12 protein-coding genes are annotated in these 19,693 nt (G+C 69.8%); 5 read left to right on the forward strand and 7 right to left on the reverse strand.

Features of this window, described 5'->3' with window-relative positions; all coding sequences use genetic code 11:
• Positions 1-2 precede the first annotated feature (2 nt).
• Positions 3-1,259 carry a D-alanyl-D-alanine carboxypeptidase family protein gene (locus H284_RS0119740; RefSeq protein WP_231371292.1) on the forward strand — a complete coding sequence of 419 codons (1,257 nt, stop codon included), beginning with the start codon at positions 3-5 and terminating at the stop codon, positions 1,257-1,259.
• 102 nt (positions 1,260-1,361) lie between these two features.
• Here H284_RS0119740 and H284_RS0119745 read toward each other — a convergent pair whose 3' ends face one another.
• On the reverse strand, positions 1,362-2,150 hold the full coding sequence (locus H284_RS0119745; RefSeq protein WP_020077552.1) for an SGNH/GDSL hydrolase family protein: 789 nt from the start codon (positions 2,148-2,150) through the stop codon (positions 1,362-1,364).
• 130 nt (positions 2,151-2,280) lie between these two features.
• On the opposite strand from H284_RS0119745, the gene H284_RS0119750 reads away from it, so the two are divergent.
• From H284_RS0119750 to H284_RS0119760, 3 genes are read left to right on the forward strand one after another with little or no spacing between them, the layout of a single operon-like run.
• Positions 2,281-4,053, forward strand: coding sequence for a DEAD/DEAH box helicase (locus tag H284_RS0119750; RefSeq protein WP_020077553.1), 1,773 nt, complete (start codon positions 2,281-2,283; stop codon positions 4,051-4,053).
• 51 nt (positions 4,054-4,104) lie between these two features.
• Positions 4,105-4,947, forward strand: a complete 843-nt coding sequence (locus H284_RS0119755) for a VIT1/CCC1 transporter family protein (RefSeq protein WP_020077554.1) — start codon at positions 4,105-4,107, stop codon at positions 4,945-4,947.
• A 30-nt stretch (positions 4,948-4,977) separates the two neighbouring features.
• Positions 4,978-5,811 carry an AMP nucleosidase gene (locus H284_RS0119760; protein WP_020077555.1) on the forward strand — a complete coding sequence of 278 codons (834 nt, stop codon included), beginning with the start codon at positions 4,978-4,980 and terminating at the stop codon, positions 5,809-5,811.
• Positions 5,812-5,837: 26 nt separating this feature from the next.
• Here the strand turns inward: H284_RS0119760 and H284_RS0119765 are convergent, their stop codons facing one another.
• The 3 genes from H284_RS0119765 to imuA' are packed head-to-tail and all read right to left on the reverse strand — an operon-like array spanning position 5,838 to position 11,606.
• Positions 5,838-9,230, reverse strand: coding sequence for an error-prone DNA polymerase (locus tag H284_RS0119765; RefSeq protein ID WP_020077556.1), 3,393 nt, complete (start codon positions 9,228-9,230; stop codon positions 5,838-5,840).
• A 15-nt stretch (positions 9,231-9,245) separates the two neighbouring features.
• Complete coding sequence (locus H284_RS0119770; RefSeq protein ID WP_020077557.1) at positions 9,246-10,913, reverse strand: DNA polymerase Y family protein; 1,668 nt, start codon at positions 10,911-10,913, stop codon at positions 9,246-9,248.
• A complete protein-coding gene (gene imuA', locus H284_RS0119775) occupies positions 10,914-11,606 on the reverse strand; it encodes a DnaE2-dependent mutagenesis accessory factor ImuA' (RefSeq protein ID WP_020077558.1) in 693 nt (230 codons plus the stop codon).
• Between the two features lie 122 nt (positions 11,607-11,728).
• Here imuA' and H284_RS0119780 point away from each other — a divergent pair, with 122 nt between their 5' ends.
• Positions 11,729-12,160, forward strand: coding sequence for an NUDIX hydrolase (locus tag H284_RS0119780; RefSeq protein ID WP_020077559.1), 432 nt, complete (start codon positions 11,729-11,731; stop codon positions 12,158-12,160).
• 21 nt (positions 12,161-12,181) lie between these two features.
• Here the strand turns inward: H284_RS0119780 and H284_RS0119785 are convergent, their stop codons facing one another.
• The 3 genes from H284_RS0119785 to H284_RS0119795 form a co-directional block, all read right to left on the reverse strand.
• Positions 12,182-13,024 carry a DUF3097 domain-containing protein gene (locus tag H284_RS0119785; protein ID WP_020077560.1) on the reverse strand — a complete coding sequence of 281 codons (843 nt, stop codon included), beginning with the start codon at positions 13,022-13,024 and terminating at the stop codon, positions 12,182-12,184.
• A 54-nt stretch (positions 13,025-13,078) separates the two neighbouring features.
• A complete protein-coding gene (locus H284_RS0119790) occupies positions 13,079-13,369 on the reverse strand; it encodes a DUF6504 family protein (RefSeq protein WP_018191094.1) in 291 nt (96 codons plus the stop codon).
• 99 nt (positions 13,370-13,468) lie between these two features.
• Positions 13,469-19,693 (reverse strand): CLIPPER-2 domain-containing protein (locus H284_RS0119795; RefSeq protein WP_020077561.1); only part of this gene is annotated, 6,225 nt, incomplete at its 5' end.

A 19,693-nucleotide genomic window follows, 5' to 3' on the forward strand; every position in this document is an offset into this window, starting at 1 on the left:
GGGTGCCCCAGCAAGTTCTCGTCGATCCGCCGCGCCGTGTCTCCCGGAAGGTGTACCGCCGGCGCCGCATCGTGGTCTTCGGGACGCTGATCGCCATCCTCGTCGCTTTCGTCTATGTGGTGGGGTCGCTGGTCGCGCCGGTCCCGGCGACCGCAGCGGTCACGGCGCACGGCAAGCAGCTCGTGCAGCCGGCCGTGCAGCTGGCCTGGCCGGGATACGGCTCGGCCGCGATCGTCGCGCCCGACTATCCGGGAGCGTCGGCGTCGCACGGGAGCGACGCCAGCGTGCCGATCGCGAGCATCACGAAGACGATCACCGCGCTCGTCGTGCTGGAGAAGAAGCCGCTGAACGGCAACGATCAGGGGCCGGACATCTCGTTCACGCAGCGGGATGTGGACATCTGGAACGACGTCGTCGCGGCGGGCGGGTCGTGGGCGCCGGTGGTCGCGGGCACCTCCATGACCGAGAAGCAGGCGCTGGAGGCGATGCTGCTGCCGTCCGCGAACAATTACGCGATCTCGCTGGCGAACTGGGCGTACGGGTCGACGAGCGCCTACGTGTCGGCCGCCAACGACTGGCTGGCGAAGAACGGCTTCACCGGCACGAAGGTCACAACGCCGGACGGCCTCGACCCGGGGAACGTGAGCACGACGAAGGACCTGATCGGCATCGGGAAGCTGGTGCTCGCGTCGCCCGCGCTGTCGTCGATCGTGTCGCAGAAGAACGCCACCCTCCCCGGCGCCGGGTCGCAGGACAACACCAACACGCTGCTCGGGTTCGAGGGCATGGACGGGATCAAGACCGGGAACACCGACGAGGCCGGCAACTGCCTGCTGTTCTCGGCGGAGCTGCCGGTCGGGTCGACGAAGGTGCGGGTGCTCGGCGTGGTGCTGGGTGCGCCGACCCACGACGATCTGTGGGCGGGGGTTCAGGCGCTGATGACCAGCATGAAGAGCGGGTTCCACCAGGTGACGCCGGTCGAGAAGGGTCAGGTGTTCGGCACCTACACGACCGCGTGGGGAGCGTCGTCGAAGCTGATCGCGACCGAGACGAAGTCGTTCCTGGTGTGGTCGGATACGCCGATCACCGTGGATCTGCAGACGCGACCGCTGTCGTCGGGGTTCAAGGGCGACATCCTCGGTCAGGGGACGTTCACGCTCAACGGGACGACCGCGACGGTGCCGTTGGCACTCGCCCGGGACGTGCCCGACCCGGGGTTCGGGTGGCGGCTGGCGCATCCGGGCGGCCTCGGGACGTAGCGTCGCGCGTCTGTGGGACGCGACTCGCCGTTATGGGGTGGCCGTAACGGCGTGTTGCGACCCACGGAGGTGGTGGTCGCTGCGGGTGTTGGCGCTGGCGCGTTAGTCGCGGCTGAGGAGGAACGGGCCGGCCTGCGGTCGCTTCGGGGTGACGTGGTCTCCGGAGGACTGGTGGCGGATGCGGCGGATCACCCACGGCACGAGGTACTCGCGAGCCCAGGAGAGGTCCTCGGCGCGGGCGCGACGCCAGGTGCGCGGAGGGAGCGGCTCGGGCTGGAGCGGCTGCAGGTCGTTCTCGACGTTGAGTGCGGCGAGGACCATCCGCGCGACGGTGTGGTGGCCGAGGGGTGCGAGGTGCAGCCGGTCGGGAGCCCACATCCGCTGGTCCTGGATCTCGGTCAGCGACCACTGGTCGGCGACGATGCAGTCGTAGCGGGCGGCGATCGCGCGCACGTTCTCGTTGTAGATCGCGACCTTGCCGCGGATACCGCGGAAGACCGGCGAGAAGCCGACGTCGACGCCGGTGAACACGATGATCGTCGCGCCGTCGACGCTGAGCCGCGAGACGGCCTCGTCGAACAGCAGCGCGATCTGATCGGGATCGGTGCCGGGGCGGATCACGTCGTTGCCGCCCGCCGAGATGGTGATGAGGTCGGGGCGGAGGGCGACCGCCGCATCCACCTGCTCGTCCAGGATCTGGCGGATCAGCTTGCCGCGCACAGCGAGGTTCGCGTACGCGAAGTCGTCGGTCTGCTGGCTGAGGACTTCGGCGACACGGTCGGCCCAGCCGCGGTGGCCTCCGGGGCTGCCGGGCTCCGGATCGCCGATGCCTTCGGTGAACGAGTCTCCGAGGGCGACGTAGCGGGACCAGGGATGCCGTGCTTCTGTCATTGCTCCATTCTGCATCGGACTCCGCTGTCGGCGGGCTCCGGTAGATTTGATCCAAGTGGAGACGTCAGCAACACCCGAGCCGGAAGAGGCCCCCGGTGACCCCGAACTCAGTGGTCTCGAGCGTCCCGGCGTGCACGCGGGAAGCTTCGCGGCCGAGCATCTCTCGCCGTCCTTCCCGGAGCGCGCGGCCTGGGGGACCGCGGGCAAACTGCGTGCCTGGCAGGCGGAGGCGCTCGACGCGTATTTCGTCCACGAACCCCGCGACTTCCTCGCGGCGGCGACGCCCGGCGCCGGTAAGACGACGTTCGCTCTGAGGCTTGCGACCGAACTGCTGTCTCGGCGCGTTGTCGAGCGCGTGACCGTCGTCGCGCCGACCGAGCACCTCAAACGCCAGTGGGCGGAGGCCGCCGCTCGGGTCGGTCTGCACCTCGATCCGGACTTCAAGAACTCCGACGGGCGCTACGCGCGGCACTATCGCGGTGCGGCGGTCACGTACGCGCAGGTGGCAATGCGCCCGAGCCTGCACAAGGACATCACCGAGGCGTACAAGACGCTGGTGATCCTGGACGAGGTGCATCACGGCGGCGACGCGCTCAGCTGGGGCGACGGCATCCGGGACGCCTTCGAGCGGGCGACCCGACGGCTGTCGTTGACGGGTACGCCGTTCCGCTCCGACACGGCGCCGATCCCGTTCGTGACGTACCTGCCGGACAGGCAGGGCATCCGCACCTCGGTCACGGACTACAACTACGGCTACGGCCGGGCGCTCGAGGACGGCGTCGTCCGTCCCGTGATCTTCATGGTCTACGCCGGCCACATGCGGTGGCGGACCAAGACCGGCGACGAGATGGAGGCACGTCTCGGCGAGGGCAACACGAAGGACATCACGTCGCAGGCGTGGCGGACGGCCCTCGATCCTCGCGGCGAGTGGATTCCCGCTGTGCTGGCCGCCGCCGACCGCCGCCTCACCGAGGTGCGCAACTCGATCCCCGACGCCGGCGGCCTGGTGATCGCGACGGATCACTACGCCGCCCGCGCCTACGCGGATCTGCTGCACCAGATCAGTGGAGAGCCGGCCACGGTCGTGCTGTCGGACGAGAAGGAGGCGAGCGACCGGATCGCGGAGTTCTCGCAGGGCGACTCGCGGTGGATGGTCGCGGTGCGGATGGTGTCGGAGGGCGTGGACGTGCCGCGGCTGTCCGTCGGCGTGTACGCGACCAGCGCATCCACACCGCTGTTCTTCGCCCAGGCGATCGGCCGTTTCGTCCGTGCGCGTCGCCGCGGCGAGACGGCGTCGGTGTTCCTGCCGAACGTGCCGACGCTGATGGCGCTGGCGAACGCGATGGAGTTAGAGCGCGATCACGCGCTCGACCGCGTCGAGGAGAACGTCGAGGGCGACCTGTGGAACCCCGAGGACGCGATGATGGCCGAGGCGAACCGCGAGGAGCGCGCGTCGGAGGCGCTGACGGAGGAGTTCGCGTTCGAGGCGCTGGGGTCGGAGGCGAACTTCGACCGTGTGCTGTACGACGGGAAGGAGTTCGGCAGCTTCGCGGTGCCCGGAACGGACGAGGAGCTGGACTTCATCGGCTTGCCGGGGATCTTGGAGCCGGAGCAGGTGCACGAGTTGCTGCTGCAGCGGCAGCAGCGGCAGGCGCGCCGGCACTCCTCCCGGCCGGCGACGGCGGAAGGGCACCCCCCTGCTCCGCTGCACCGCACGCTGAAGGAGCAGCGCCAGTTGCTGAACAGTCTGGTGGGGTTGTATTCGAAGAACTCGGGGGAGCCGCACGGCCTCATCCACGCCGAGCTTCGCCGGGTGTGCGGGGGCCCGGCGGTGGCGCAGGCCAGCGTGACGCAGCTGCAGGCGCGCATCGACTTCCTGCGCAAGCGGCTCGGCAGTCATTAGGGTCGCCGAACCTTGCTGGCGGGCGATCGGCGTGATTCTTAGGCTGGGCGCATGGGCGACACTGGATCGGATGACCTGACAGCGAGTGGGGCGGCCGAGGACCGCGCCGCTGCGGATCGCGCGGCGGCGGATCGTGCGGCGCCGGATCGTGCGGCACCGGACCGCGCGGCGGCCGACGAGACGGCGGCCGGGCCGCACCCGGACGAACCGCACCGCGGTGGCTTGGCGCAGCGCCTGAACTGGCTGCGCGCCGGCGTGCTCGGGGCGAACGACGGCATCGTCTCGGTCGCCGCCGTCGTGGTCGGCGTCGCGGGGGCGACGGCCTCTGTTGCGGCGATCGTGACGGCAGGGCTGGCGGCACTCGTGGGTGGGGCGATCTCGATGGCTCTGGGCGAGTACGTCTCGGTGAGCAGCCAGCGTGACAGCGAACGATCGCTGATCGCGAAGGAGCGCCGCGAACTTGCGGAGATGCCGGAGGAGGAACTGGACGAGCTGACGGGTCTGTACGAGCAGCGCGGACTGACGCCTGCCACCGCCCGACAGGTCGCCGTGGAGCTCACCGCGCACGACGCCCTCGCCGCGCACCTGTCGGCGGAGCTCGGGATCGACCAGGACGACGTCGTCAGCCCGTGGCATGCCGCGCTCGCATCGGCCGTCGCGTTCACGTGCGGCGCCGTGCTCCCGATGCTGACCATCCTGCTTCCCGCTGCGTTCCGCATCCCGGTCACCTTCGTCGCGGTGCTCGTCGCCCTCGCCGTCACCGGCTACGTCGCGGCGTGGATCGGAGGCAGCTCGCGCGGTCGTGCCATGGTACGAGTGGTGGTGGGCGGCGCGTTGGCGCTGGCTGCGACGTTCATCGTCGGGTCTCTGCTCGGCACCACCGTCGCCGGCTGACCGGTGGCGGACGAGAAAGGGAGACGCAGGATGGTGGATGCGCAGGACCGCGAGGCCGCGGTGAATGTGATGCCCAGCGAGGGCGGCATGAAGGACAAGGAGGCCATCGTCCGCGACTGGCTCCCGCGCTACACGGGCACTCCGTTGGAGGAGTTCGGCGAGTACATCCTGCTGACCAACTTCGGCGACTACGTGCAGCGCTTCGCCGATTGGTACGGCGCCGAGGTGCGCGGGCTGGATCGGTCGATGCCGAATGCGACGGCGGACGGGATCACGATGGTCGACTTCGGGATGGGCAGCCCGAACGCGGCGACGATCATGGACCTGCTGACCGCTGTGTGTCCGAAAGCCGCCTTGTTTCTGGGCAAGTGCGGCGGGGTGAAGCGTAAGAACAAGCTCGGCGACCTCGTGCTGCCGATTGCGGCGATCCGCGGCGAGGGCACGTCGAACGACTACCTGCCTCCCGAGGTGCCAGCGCTCCCGGCGTTCCAGTTGCAGCGCGCCGTGTCGTCCACCATCCGCGACTTCCAGCAGGACTACTGGACGGGCACCGTCTTCACGACGAACCGCCGGGTCTGGGAGCACGACGACACGTTCAAGGAGTACCTGAAGCGGACGCGGTGCATGGCCGTCGACATGGAGACGGCGACGGTGTTTGCGGCGGGTTTCGCCAACCGCATCCCGAGCGGGGCGCTGCTGCTCATCTCGGATCAGCCGATGACGCCGGAGGGCGTGAAGACGGCGGAGAGCGATCTCGGAGTGACGCGCGATTTCGTCGAGCGTCACATCCGGATCGGCGTGGAGGCGCTCCGTCTGGTCCGCCGCAACGGTCGCAGTGTGCGGCACCTGCGGTTCGAGGAGTGACGGGACGCGCTGCGGCCTGAGGCGGCTCATCGGAAGTCCCTCGAGACGGTTCGGATGCCGGTGTCGAGTGCTTCGAGCCGGTCGGCGAGCACATTGACGACGCCTTCCTCGCTGCGCTCCAGGATGCCGCGGACGATCATCGCCGGTGCCTGGCGGGCGACCCGGCGATAGCGGTTCCAGACCCCGACCGGGCAGATGACGTTCACCATCCCGGTCTCGTCCTCGATGTTGAGGAACGTGACTCCTGCCGCCGTCGCCGGACGCTGCCGATGCGTCACCACGCCGCCCACCTCGATACGCCGGCCGGATTCGCCCGCGGCGAGCGTGTCGGCCGGGCGGACGCCGCGGGCGGCGAGCGCCGGGCGCAGGAAGCGGATGGGATGGTCGTCGGTCGAGATCCCGGTCGCCCACAGGTCGCTGGCGAGCTGTTCGGCGGGGGAGAGCATCGGCAGCAGGGGCGGCTGCACGGTGATGGCCGTGCCGGCGAGGTACTCCGGTCGCTCCTGGGCGGCGTTGCCGGCCTCCCAGATCGCCTGCCGCCTGCTCAGGTCGAAGCCGTCGAACGCGCCGGCGGCGGCGAGCGCCTCCAGCTGACCGGTGTTGAGTCCGGTGCGCCGGGCGAGGTCGCCGAGGTCGCGGTAGGGGCCGTACGCTTCGCGCTCGGCGACGATGCGCTCCGCGACCTTCTCACCGATCGAAGTGACCGCCGCGAGGCCGAGGCGTACCGCGTGACCGGCGTCGCGACGGTGCGCGGCGAAGTCGAGCGGGAGCGCGGGATCGAAGGGGTCGATCGGCGGCTGATCGGTCTGCAGGCACGGATCGGATCCGGTCGGCCCGCGCCGAGCGTCCGGGTCGTCGAGCGGCTCGAGGAGCGGGAAGACGCCGGAGCGCTGGATGTCGGGGCGGTGCACGATCACGCCGTGCCGGCGTGCGTCGGCGGTGAGGGTGCGCGGAGAGTAGAAGCCCATCGGCTGGGCGCGCAGCAGCCCGGCGAGGAACGCGCCCGGGTAGTGCAGCTTCATCCACGAACTGACGTAGACGAGCAGCGCGAAGCTGATCGCGTGGCTCTCCGCGAAGCCGAAGTTGGCGAACGCCTCGATCTTCTCGTAGATGGCGTCGGCGTCGGCTCCGGTGATGCCGTTGTTCGCCATCCCGTCGTACAGCTTCGCTTTGAGCGCCTCGATCTTCTCCACCCCGCGCTTGGAGCCCATGGCCCGGCGCAGCAGGTCGGCGTCCTCCGCCGTGCAGTCGCCGACCGCGACCGCCATCTGCATCAGCTGCTCCTGAAACAGTGGGACACCCATCGTGCGCTCCAGCACCGGCACGAGCGAGGGGTGCAGGTAGGTGACCGGCTCCTTGCCGAGCTTCCGGCGGATGTACGGATGCACCGCCCCACCTTGGATGGGACCGGGGCGGATGAGCGCGATCTCGATCACGAGGTCGTAGAAGCTGCGGGGCTGAAGTCGCGGCAGGGTGCCGATCTGGGCGCGGCTCTCCACCTGGAAGACGCCGATCGAGTCGGCACGGCAGAGCATGTCGTAGACGCCCTGCTCCTCCTTCGGGATGCTGTCGAGCGTCCACTTCTCGCCGAGTGACGCCTCGATGGTGCGCATCGAGTAGTCGAGCGCCGACAGCATCCCGAGGCCGAGGAGGTCGAACTTGACCAGCCCCATCCACGCGCAGTCGTCTTTGTCCCACTGCAGGACGGTGCGGCCCTCCATGCGGGCGTGCTCGATCGGGCACACCTCGCCGACGGGCCGGTCGGTGAGGACCATTCCGCCCGAGTGAATGCCGAGGTGCCGCGGGAACTTGAGCACCTGTTGCGCGAGACCCACCACGTCGTCCGGGATGTCGTGGTCGTCGCTGGTCTGGACGGTGCCCCACGAGTCGATCTGCTTGCTCCAGGCGTCCTGCTGGCCGGTGGAGTAGCCGAGTGCCTTCGCCATGTCGCGCACGGCGTTCTTGGGGCGGTAGGTGATCACGTTGGCGACCTGCGCCGCGTTGTGCCTGCCGTACTTGGCGTAGACGTACTGGATGACCTCCTCCCGGCGATCGGAGTCGAAGTCGACGTCGATGTCGGGCTCCTCCTCGCGCATGCTGGAGAGGAACCGCTCGAACGGCAGGTCGTACTTGATCGAGTCGACGGCGGTGATCCCGAGCAGGTAGACGACGGCCGAGTTCGCCGCGGATCCGCGACCCTGGCAGAGGATGCCGCGGCTGCGGGCGAACCGGACGATGTCGTGGACGATGAGGAAGTAGCCGGGGAAGTCCTTCGCCTCGATCACATCCAGCTCGCGTTCGATGCGCTCGCGTTTCGCCGGGTTGCTGTCGAGGTCGGGATACCGTTCGGCGGCGCCCTGCCAGGTGAGCTCGCGCAGCCAGCTCATCGGCGTGTGGCCCTCAGGGACGTCCTGTTTCGGCAGCCGGGGGCGTGCGCTGCGGAGACGGAAGGAGAGGTCGTCGGCGATCTCGACGGTGCGTTCGACGGCGCCGGGGTAGCGCGCGAACCGGCGGGCCATCTCGGCGCCGCTGCGCAGGTGGGCCGCTCCAGCGGCGGGCAGCCAGCCGTCGAGTTCGTCGAGGCTGCGGCGGGCGCGCACGGCGGCGACGGCGGTCGCCAGGGGGTATTGCGCCGGGCTCGCATAGTGGACGTTGTTGGTTGCAACGGTCGGCAGCCCGAGCCGGCCGGCGATACGGGTGAGGATGTCGTTGTCGGTCGAGTCGCGCGGGGCGCCCTGATCGATCAGCTCGACGAGCACGTTGTCATGCCCGAACAGGTCGGCGAGCCGCGCGACCTCCCGCTCCGCTGCACGTTCGCCGTGCTCGGCGAGGGCCAGCCGGACGTCGCCCTTCCGGCATCCGGTCAGCACCATCCATTCGCCGCCCGACTGCTCGGCGAGCTCGTCGAGCCGGTACACCGGCCTCCCCTTCTCCTCTCCGGCGAGCTGCCCCGCGGTGATCGCGGCGGCGAGCCGATGGTAGCCGCCCTGCCGGCGGCCGAGCACGACCAGGTGGCTGCCCTCTGGATCCGGCTCGCCGTTCTGCGGCTTGGTGAGCGACAGCGACAGCTCGGCGCCGAAGACGGTCTTCACCCGGTCGTACGCCTCTGCCGCTTCGGCCAGGTGCACGACCCCGTACATGCCGTCATGGTCGGTGAGGGCGAGCGCGTGCAGGTTCAGCCGGGTGGCCTCTTCGAGCAGTTCCTCCGGGGAGGACGCGCCGTCGAGGAAGCTGAAGTTGCTGTGCGCGTGGAGCTCGGCGTACGGGACCGCGTCCTCGGGCGTCTCCGGGATTGCCTGCGGCACGTATTTCTGCCGCTTGCGCGATGACGGGCGTTCGTCTGCCTGCTGTCCGGTGCGTCGTCCGGAGAGCCGCCGCTCGAACTCGGCCCACGGGATCGGCGGATTGTTCCACCCCATCAGGCATCACCTCGCTCAGTCATAGCGCGCCTCCGCGAACCAGCCGGAGCCGGCCAGTGCGAGCAGCCAGGCGGTGCCGTCGGCGTCGACCAGCTGGAAGCGGTGCATCGCCCGGGAGAGGGTGGCGTCCCACCACCGCTCCCGCACGGGCCAGGGCCCGGCCCAGGAGTCGACCGGCCGGGCGTCCCGTGCCTGGCCGGTGGCGGAGAAGCGGGCGATCGGCGCGGTCACGTCTCCGCGATCGGTCACCTCGACCGGCGCACCCTCTTCGGTGAGCACCGCGACGGGACGCGGGACCTCGAACACGGTCGACGGCGCGGGTGCCGGCAGCGATCCGGGCCACGGCTGGTCGGCGCGGGCCACCCCCACAGGCCGGTCGCCCCACGGCACCAGCACCTGCCGTTCACCGGGCGCGCGGCCACCGCCGATCGTGGCTGTGACCACCGCTTCGTGCCCGAGCATGCTCTGCACCCGGGTGAGGCCGTGGTGGATGCGCTCGTCGGCGCCGCCGCCCCACAGTCCGTCTTCGTGGTGGCCGATGTCGTCGACCGCCTCCGGCTCGAGCACCACCCGGGAGATCGGGGACGCCAGCCCGGAGTCGATCGCGCCGGAGCCCTGCAGCTGCCAGCGGACGCGGTCGACCACGTCGGGCGGAGAGAACAACCGGGGGTGGAGCCAGGTGCGCTCGCTGACCCGCCCAGACTCGTCGGTGACCTCCACCCGCAGTGACGTGCACACGAGTCCGGCCTTGGTGAGCCCGCCGATGAACTGCTCGGCCGTGCCGCGCACGGCGAAGGTCACCTGGTCGACACGGTCGAGGGGAGGTTCGAACTCGATGGAGCGGTCGAGCTGCTTCGGCGGAGTCCGCGGCACCACCGCCGTGCCGTCGAGTCCGCTGGCGAGGGTGTGCGCGAGCTCGCCCCGCTCGCCGAACCGCTCCCGCATGTCCACGCGCGAGAGCGCGGCGATGTCGCCGAGGGTATGCAGCCCCAACCGGCGCAGCAGCGGCGTGAGCTCGGCGAAGCCCAGGTGGGCGACCGGGAGCGGTGCCAGGAACCGCGGGGAGTCGCCGGACGGGATGATGCGCACACGACTGCGGGCCAAGAAGTGCGGGGCGGGGAAATCAGCGGCGCGACCGGTGGTGGCATCGGTCAACGTCGTCCCGGTGGGGGTGGCGCTGCTGAGAGGCCGGGCGGCTCCCGTCGAGCGCGCGGCCTGCTCGGCGGCGAAGGGACCGTCGGCGATCCCGACCCGGGCATCCGGCAGGCCCAGCCCTTCCAGGCAGCGCAGCAGCTCGGCGGCCGCCTGCTCCTCGCCGCCGTAGTAGCGCGCGGGTCCGCGCGCCCGGAGCACGCAGGTGCCGGGGCGGACCGGCTGTACGCCGGGGGTGATCTCCTCGATCGCGGCGAGCACCGGCTCGAACGCCCGGGCATCGAGCACCGGATCGTACGGCAGCACGTTCAGCTGGGGGCAGCGCGCCTGCGCCTCGCGCATCCGCAGCCCGCGCTTCACCCCGTCGGCTCGTGCGGCCGGGGAGCAGGCGAACACGACGCCCTTCTCGACCAGGGCGAGCGGCTCGTCGGGTGGCAGGTCGAGCGCCTGCTGCGCAGCGATGACCGGCCAGTCGGGGCACCAGAGCACGATCGCCCGGGTGACGACGGCTTCGCGTGTTCCGTTCGTCATCTAGCTCACCGCCTCGAGCCGCGTGGGCCCGGAGGCGCGGAAGCTCTCGTCGACGGCCGGCAGCCACAGCTCGGCGGTGCGGCGTGGCCCCGTCCCGCCGCGTGGCGCCGACTCCACGGTGACGCGCCGGGACGACAGGTAGCCGTTCCCGGTGCCGAGGCCGTCCCACCCGCTGCGCGCGACGGTGAGCGTCGCTTCCACCTGTGGCCAGTCGCCGGCGACGATGAGAGTCGCTTCGCGCTGCCGCAGCCGGGCGGTGAGCCGGGCGACGTCGCCGTCTTTCGCACGGGCGGGCGGCGCGACGACCACCACGCTGAGCACATCGACGACCGCCGCGGTCACGGTGAGCCAGTGGTCGCCGGGGTGGGGCACCAGCACGAGCCGTTCGAGGTCGATGCCGAACCGCCCGGCGGCCTCTGCCCCGAAGTCGGGCATCCCGATCACTCCGCACCATGCCCCGGCCGCGCTCGGACCGGCCAGCATGGCCATCAGCAGTGTCGTGGAACCGCGGACCGAGTACGCCGCCCCTGCCTTGAGCGAACCTCCTGGCAGGAGGGGCGAGAGCGCTGGATGCGTCTGCAGGGTCCGGCTCTCGAGCTTGGTCGCCTGCATCTGCCGGATGCGGGTCTGCAGCTCGTGCACCTGCGCCCGGTCGGCGACCGGTTCATCGAGGTGTGGAGCTGCGAGGGACATGAGTCCATTTTCGAACGTATGTTCGAACAACGCAAATGGAATTTCGACGCTGTGGACAACCGCCCCGTGTGGAGAAGAACAGTACGCCACCCAACCGACAGTCGTCGGCGCACAATGGACGCGTGCGCCCGACCTATCCCGCCGCCGTGTACCTGTGCCTGTTCGACGGCGACCGCATCCTGCTGCAACGCCGCGCGGGGACGGGGTATCGGGACGGCGAGCTGTCGCTCCCCGCCGGACACATCGAGCCGGGGGAGTCGGCCACGGCCGCGCTGCTCCGCGAGGTGCAGGAGGAGATCGGCCTCGTGCTCGGTCCCGATCAGGTGCGGCTCGCCCTGGTCCAGCATGGTCGCGCGGACGGTGACGCCTACATCGACTTCTTCTTCGCTGCCGCACTCCCCGCGGGTGCGGTTCCCGTGATCGGGGAGCCGGAGAAGGCTTCCGAGCTGGTCTGGGCGCCGCTGCGCGCGCTCCCGGGCGATGTCATCCCGGTGATCCGGCATGGCATCGAGGCGCTCGAACGGGGCGAGTCGTACACCGAATACGGCTGGTGAGCGTCGCCAGCCAGGCCGCGTCTACCGCGCTTGGGGTTCGGTGACGAAGTCGATCAGCTGTTCCACCCGGCCGAGCAGCTCGGGCTCGAGATCGGTGTAGGAGCGGACCTGGCCGAGGATGCGCTTCCAGGCGCGTGCGATGTCGGCCTGCGTCTCATGGGGGAGGCCGAGGGCGGCGCAGATGCCGTGCTTCCAGGAGATCGAGCGGGGGATGCTCGGCCAGGCGTCGAGGCCGACCCGCTGCGGCTTCACCGCCTGCCAGATGTCGATGTAGGGGTGACCGACGACGAGGACGTGCGCGCCGTACGGCCCGCGTGCCACCTGTTCGGCGATCCGGCTTTCTTTGGACCCGGGGACGAGGTGGTCGACGAGGACGCCGATGCGCCGTCCGCGGTCCGGCTGGAACTCGCGGACGATCGCGTCGAGGTCGTCGACGCCTTCGAGGTATTCGACGACGACGCCTTCGACGCGCAGGTCGTCGCCCCAGACCCGCTCGACCAGTTCGGCGTCGTGGCGACCCTCCACGAAGATGCGGCTGGCGCGGGCGACGCGTGCCTTCTGGTCGCCGACGGCGAACGATCCGGATGCGGTCCGCGTGGGGCCGGCCGGGGTGCGGGACGGGACGACCAGGCGTACCGGCTCTCCGTCGATGAGGAACGAGCCCGTCAGCGGGAAGACGCGCTTCTTGCCGAAGTAGTCCTCGAGTTCGACCGTCTGCGCCTCGAGTCGCGTGATCGCGCCGCAGAAGCCGGATGTGGCGTCCTCGAGGACGAGGTCTCGTACGGCTTCGACGGTGGGGACGGGCTTCTTGCCGGCGCTTCTCCAGTCGCCGGCGAGCACATCGGTTCCGTAGCGGTCGTCCATCACCCGATGGAGGCTATGCGACGGGATGCGCGGCGCGGGTGAGCCACGCTGCGGTCAGTCGAAAACACGGACCAGCCGCCACGATCGGGCGCTCGCGTCGTGCCGGACGTCGAAGACGTGGGCCTCGCCGTCTTCGCTGGTCCCCTGGAATCGCCAACCGCCGATCGAGCGGGGGACGCTGCCGATGGGGTAGCGATGCTCGCCGAAGGGGCGCCACCAGGCACAGACCTCCGCCCAGACGGTCGGGGTGTCGGACACCCGGTATCGAGTGGATCTCCACACGAGCCGGATGGGGACGCCCTCGTCGGTCGTCCAGACGGCGACGGTCTCGTCGATCTCGGTCATGCTGCTCACCTCGTCTATCGAACGTATGTTCGAACGAGAGTGTACCTCTACCTCGCGACATCGCACCTCCTGTCACCGTTCGTCGCCGACTTCGCATGCTCATCCGGACACCGCGGGGAGTGACTGTCGCGAGAGTGGAGTGTCGACCGAAGCGGGCGGAGTGGTGGTTCTCTCACCGGACGGAGGAGTACCCACCGCGACGGCGGTGTTCTGGACATGGCCCGCAGCGAGGTCGGCGTTCGTGAGTCGATATTCGGCCGTCGCCGTCACCGATTGCCCCGGTTCCAGCCGCCCGGCAACGCCGGGCCACGCGTATGTCAGCGACGACAGCCCGGCGAGAGGATCTGCGACCGACACTCCGTCGATCGTCACGTTCCCCGTATTGCTCACGACGAAGCGATACGTGACGGTGTCGCCGACCATCGCGGGGGACTGCACCCGGCCGGCATCGGCCGTCTTGATCAGCGTGAGCCGAGGTTCGGCCGCCAGCGGCACTTCTGCCGACGCTTCGTCCGTGACGGCGACGCCCGAGGGCGGCGTTCCCACGGTCGACGCCGTGTTCGCGATGTGGCCGGAATCGATGTCCGCCTGGGTGAGCGGGTAGGTCGCGGTCGCGGTGACGCTCTCGTCGGGGGCGAGGACTCCCGGCGCTCCTGGCCACGAGTACGCGAGCTCGGACAGCCCGGCGAGCGGATCCGTGATGGTCACTCCGGTAAGGGTGACGTTTCCGTCGTTCTTCGATCGGAACGTGTAGGTGACCACATCACCGGGACGAGCAGGCGACTGCACGGCCGCCGCGTCGGCGGTCTTGACCAGCTCGATCGAGGGGAAGGGAGCCAGTGGCGTGTCGGTGCTCGCGGGCGGCGGCGTGACGACGATTCCGGACGGCGGCGTTCCCGTTGCCCGTGCCGTATTCGCCACGTGCCCCGCGTCGATGTCGGCCTGGGTCAACACGTAGGTGGCCGTGGCGATCACGGTCTCCCGTGGCGCCAGCGTTCCCGGCGCGCCGGGCCAGGCGTAGGTGAGCGGTGAGAGGCCGACCATCGGGTCGGCGACGCTCACTCCGGTCATCGTCACGTTCCCCGTGTTGGTCACCGTGAACGTGTACGTGATCGTGGTGCCGGCGCCGGTCGGAGTCTGTATCCCCATGGTGCCCGCGGACTTCACGACGGTCAGGGCGGGATCGGCGGGGAGAGGGATCGTGACGGTGGCCACGTCTGTCACGTCGTCTCCGGACGGCGGGGTCCCGGTCGTGGTCGCGGTGTTGACCAGCTCTTCGGCGTCGAGGTCCGCCTGCGTCAGACGATAGGTCGCCGTGGCCGTGACGGTCTCACCCGGCGCGAGCACTCCCGGTGAACCCGGCCACGTGTACGTGAGTGATGACAAGCCCGGCAGGGGGTCCTGGATGACCACGTTCGTCAGGGTGACGTTCCCGATGTTCTGAGACGCGAACGTGAAGGTGACCGTGTCGCCGCTCTCGGCCGGTGATTGGACGAGTGCGGTATCCGCCTTCTTCACGAGCCGGATGCCTGGCTCCGTGGTGAGCGGGATGTCGACGGAGGCTTGGTCGGTGACCTTCGTGCCGGTGGGCGGGGTGCCCTCGGTGCCTGCGGTGTTGGCCACATGCCCGGCGTCGATGTCCGCCTGCGTCAGCTGGTACGTCGCCGTGGCGGTGACCTTCTCCTTCGGAGCCAGCGTGCCCGGGGTGCCCGGCCAGGTGTAGGTCAGGGCGGACAGGCCCGGCTTCGGGTCGGTGATCGCGACACCGGTGAGGGTGACGTTGCCGGTGTTCTCCGCCACGAAGGTGTAGGTGACGGTGTCACCCGCCCGGGGCGGCGACTGGACCGCGGCGAGGTCGGCCGCCTTGACCAGGTCGATGCTCGGGACCGTCACCAGCGGCAGGTCCGCCGATGCCCCGTCGGTGACCTTCGTGCCGGTGGGCGGGGTGCCCTCGGTGCCGGCGGTGTTGGCCACATGCCCGGCGTCGATGTCCGCCTGCGTCAGCTGGTACGTGGCCGTCGCGGTGACCTTCTCCTTCGGGGCCAGCGTGCCCGGGGTACCCGGCCAGGTGTAGGTCAGAGCGGACAGGCCCGGCAACGGGTCGGTGATGCTGACGCCGGTCAGCGTCACGTTGCCGGTGTTCTCCGCCACGAAGGTGTACGTGACGGTGTCGCCCGCCTGCGCCGGGGTCTGCACCGTCGACGGATCGGCCAGCTTCGTGAGATCGATGCTCGGCGCTGGCGGAAGGTCCACTGTGGCTGTTCCCTCATCGGTCACCGGGGTGCCCACGGGCGGCTTTCCGATCGTGGTGGCCGTGTTGACGACCGTCCCGGCGTCGATGTCGGCCTGGGTGAGCTGGTAGGTCGCTGTCGCCGTGACCTTCTGGCCCGGGGTCAGAGTGCCCGGGCTGCCCGGCCAGGAGTAGGTCAGTGCCGACAGACCGGGGAGGGGGTCGTCTATCACGACGTCGGTCAGCGTGACGTTCCCGGTGTTCTGGGACGCGAATGTGAACGTCACGGTGTCGCCGGCATGCGCCGGAGTGCTGACGGCGCTGGTGTCCGCCTTCTTCACGAGTTCGATCGCGGGGGCGACTCCGAGCGGGGTGTCGGTCGACGCGGGTGGGGTGGTCACTCTGGTTCCGGTCGGCGGGATGCCCGTGGAGGTCGCCGTGTTCGCCACATGCCCGGCGTCGATGTCAGCCTGAACGAGCTGGTACGTCGCGGTCGCAGTGACGAACTCCTTCGGCTGGAGGGTGCCGGGAGTTCTCGGCCAGTCGTAGACGAGCGCGGACAAGCCGATCAGGGGATCGGTGATCGTGACACCCGTCATCGTCACGTTCCCGGTGTTCCGGGCGACGAAGGAGAAGGTGACGGTATCGCCCACCTGAGCCGGGGACTGGATCGCGGTCGCGTCGGCGTCCTTCGTGAGCTCGAGCTTCGGCTCCGGCGGAAGTGTCACCGTCGCGGTCCCGTCGTCGGTCACCGGCGTTCCCGACGGCGGTGAGCCCGTGGTCCTCGCGGTGTTGACCACTGTGCCTGCGTCCAGGTCAGCCTGAGCGAGGCGGTAGGTCGCCGTCGCGGTGACGTACTCGCGCGGAGCGAGTGTCCCCGGATTTCCCGGCCACGTGTACGTGAGCGCGGACAGGCCAGGAAGCGGGTCGACGATCGAGACGTCCGTCAAGGTCGTGGTGCCGTTGTTCGTCGCGACGAACGTGTAGCTGACGATGTCGCCGGCCGTAGCTGGGGAGGAGACCGCGCTCGTGTCTGCCGACTTGACCAGCTCGATCGCGGAGGTGGAGACCAGCGGAGTGTCCGTCGACGCCGGTGGGGTGGTCACCGGCGTTCCGGTCGGAGGGGTGCCGGTCGCCGTGGCGGTGTTTCCCAGGTGCCCGGCGTCGATGTCGGCCTGAGCGAGTTGGTACGTCGCTGTCGCGGTGACGAACTCCTTCGGCTGCAGCGTGCCCGGCACTCCCGGCCAGTCGTAGGTCAGCGAGGTCAGACCGGCCATCCGATCGGTGATCGAGACATCGGTCAAGGTGGTGTTGCCGCTGTTCCGGGCGACGAAGGCGAAGGTGACGGTGTCGCCGACCTGAGCCGGGGACTGGATCGCGGTCGCGTCGGCGTCCTTGGTGAGTTCGAGCTTCGGTTCCGGCGGAAGTGTCACCGTCGCGGTCCCGTCGTCGGTCACCGGGGTTCCGGTGGGCGGCGTTCCTGAGGTGGTGGCGGTGTTCACGACGGCGCCCGCGTTGAGGTCCGATTGGGTGAGGCGGTAGGTCGCCGTCGCGGTCACGACGTCCGATGGCGCAAGAATCCCGGGGACTCCAGGCCACGTGTAGGTGAGTGCGGACAGTCCGGGAAGGGGGTCGGCGATCGAGACGTTGGTCAGGGTGGTGGTGCCCGTGTTCTTGGCCACGAAGGTGTAGGTGACGACATCGCCGGCCGCCGCGGGCGAGCTGATCGCGGTGGTGTCGGCCTTCTTGTCCAGTGAGATCGAGGGCGTGACCACCAGTGGCGAATCGGTGCCTGCGGGCGGCGGCGTGATCGGCGGTCCGGACGGAGGCGTGCCACGTGTCGCTGCGGTATTCGCCAGGTGTCCGCCGTCGAGGTCCGCCTGGGTCAGGCGGTACGTCGCGGTTCCATGGACCTCCTCCTTCGGGTGCAGGGTCCCCGGAGTCCCTCCGGACGGCCATGCATGTGTGATCGGAGACAGCCCCGGCAGTGGATCAGTGATGGCGACATCGGTGAGCGTCACGTTGCCGTCGTTCTTGGCTACGAAGTGGAAGGTGACGTTGTCTCCGACCTGAGCCGGGGTGGCGACGGTCGTGAGGTCGGCCGCTTTGACGATGCTCAACGCGGGAGCCGGCGGGAAGGTGATGTCGACGTCCGCAGGCGGAGAGGTCGTGTCCGGCCCGGTGGGCGGCGTACCGGTCGCGGTCGCCTCGTTGGACAGCCGACCGGAGTCGACGTCTGCCTGGGTCAGGACGTAACTGGCCGTGCACGTCATGACGTCATCCGGGTCCAGGCGTGGGGTCGGCGGGCAACTGACCGGTGACAGGGCGCCGGAGCCGGTGAATCGCGTCTCGTCCACCCGCGGGTTCGAGAGAGTGACGTTGCCGGTGTTGGTGACCACGAACGTGTAGGTGATGGTCGACCCGACCGAGAGGCGCGAACCGTCGGAGGGAGTCGCGGACTTCGCGACGCTGATCGACGGCGCGGAGCCCAAGGGGGTGTCGGTGTTCGCCGGCGGCGGCGTCACAGCCGGACCTGAGGGGGGCGTTCCGACCGCCGTCGCCGTGTTGGCGAGATGTCCGGCGTTGAGGTCGGCCAGGGTGAGGCGATAGGTCGCGGTCGCGACGACGGTCTCCTTCGGCTGCAGCGTTCCCGGAGTTCCCGGCCACGTGTACGCGAGGGCGGATAGACCGGGCATGGGGTCGGCGATGCTGACGTCGGTCAGGGTCACATTGCCGATGTTCTGCGCAGCGAAGCGGAAGGTGACGAGGTCGCCGACCTTGGCGGGACGGGACAGGCCGTCGGTGAGAGTGACCTTCGTGAGGTCGAGTCCCGGACCGGTTGTGAGCGGGACGTCGTTGAGCGCAGGTGGCGGAACCACCGCTGGACCTGTCGGCGGCGTTCCGGTGGTTGTCGCAGCATTGGCGACGTGACCGGTGTTGAGGTCTGCTTGGGTGAGCGTGTAGGCGGCGGTGGCCGTGACCTTCTGGTCCGGGAGGAGCGTGCCGGGAGCTCCGGGCCAGGAATAGGTCAGTGGCGAAAGCCCGGGCAGCGGGTCGACGATGTCGACGTTCGTGAGCGTCACGTTGCCGGAGTTGTGCGCCGTGAAGTGGTACGTGATCTGGTCGCCGACACGGGAAGGGCTGTTGAGCCGATCACGATCGGCCGTCTTGACCAGGGTCATGTCGGGGTTGGCGACGAGTGGTGTGTCGGTCACGGAGGGAGGCGGCGTCACATCGGGCCCGGCCGGGGGAGTGCCGCGCGTGGTGGCCGTGTTGACGACGTGGCCGGTATCGATGTCGGCTTGCGTCAGCGTGTAGGTCGCCGTCGCCGTGACCGTTTCTCCGGGCAGCAGCGTGCCCGGAGTTCCCGGCCAGGTGTACGTCAGCGCGGACAGTCCCGGGAGCGTGTCGGTGATCGTCACACCGGTGAGGGTGACGTTGCCCTCGTTCTTCGCCGAGAACCGGTAGGTGACGGTGTCTCCCACCGTGGAGGCGGTGCCGGCCGGCAGGGGATCGGTCGTCTTGGTGGAGGTGAGTTTCGGGCCGGCGGTGAGGGGGACGGGGACGGTGGCGGGGGGTGTGGTGACGTTTGGGCCGGTGGGTGGTGTGCCGGTGGCGGTGGCCTGGTTGATGACCTGGCCGGTGTTGATGTCGGCCTGGGTGAGCTGGTAGGTCGCGGTCGCGGTGACGGTCTGGCCGGGGGTGAGGGTGCCGGGGGTGCCGGGCCAGGTGTAGCTGATCGCGGACAGGCCCGGGAGCTGGTCGGTGATGCTTACCCCGGTGAGGGTGACGTTGCCGGTGTTGGTGGAGGTGAAGGTGTAGGTGATCGTGTCCCCGACCGTCGCCGGGTTCTTCACCGCGGACGCGTTCGCGGTCTTGATCAGGTTCAGGGTGGGGTTCGCCACCAGCGGGGTGTCGGTCGCGGCCGGGGGCGGGGTGACCGTGGTCCCGTCCGGGGTCTTCCCGGAGGTGGTGGCCTGGTTGTTCACCTCACCGGCGTCCAGGTCGGCCTGGGTGAGCCGGTAGGTCGCGGTCGCGGTGACCTTCTCCTTCGGCTGCAGGGTGCCCGGGGTGCCCGGCCAGGTGTAGGTCAG

It is taken from the genome of Cryocola sp. 340MFSha3.1, assembly GCF_000383315.1.
Classification (GTDB): Bacteria; Actinomycetota; Actinomycetes; order Actinomycetales; family Microbacteriaceae; genus Leifsonia.

Coding starts and splice junctions, on each gene's coding strand:
- H284_RS0119745 (WP_020077552.1), bottom strand. CDS start 2,150: ATGACAGAAGCACGGCATCCCTGGTCCCGCTACGTCGCCCTCGGAGAC.
- H284_RS0119755 (WP_020077554.1), top strand. CDS start 4,105: ATGGGCGACACTGGATCGGATGACCTGACAGCGAGTGGGGCGGCCGAG.
- H284_RS0119760 (WP_020077555.1), top strand. CDS start 4,978: ATGGTGGATGCGCAGGACCGCGAGGCCGCGGTGAATGTGATGCCCAGC.
- H284_RS0119765 (WP_020077556.1), bottom strand. CDS start 9,230: ATGGGGTGGAACAATCCGCCGATCCCGTGGGCCGAGTTCGAGCGGCGG.
- H284_RS0119770 (WP_020077557.1), bottom strand. CDS start 10,913: ATGACGAACGGAACACGCGAAGCCGTCGTCACCCGGGCGATCGTGCTC.
- imuA' (WP_020077558.1), bottom strand. CDS start 11,606: ATGTCCCTCGCAGCTCCACACCTCGATGAACCGGTCGCCGACCGGGCG.
- H284_RS0119785 (WP_020077560.1), bottom strand. CDS start 13,024: ATGGACGACCGCTACGGAACCGATGTGCTCGCCGGCGACTGGAGAAGC.
- H284_RS0119790 (WP_018191094.1), bottom strand. CDS start 13,369: ATGACCGAGATCGACGAGACCGTCGCCGTCTGGACGACCGACGAGGGC.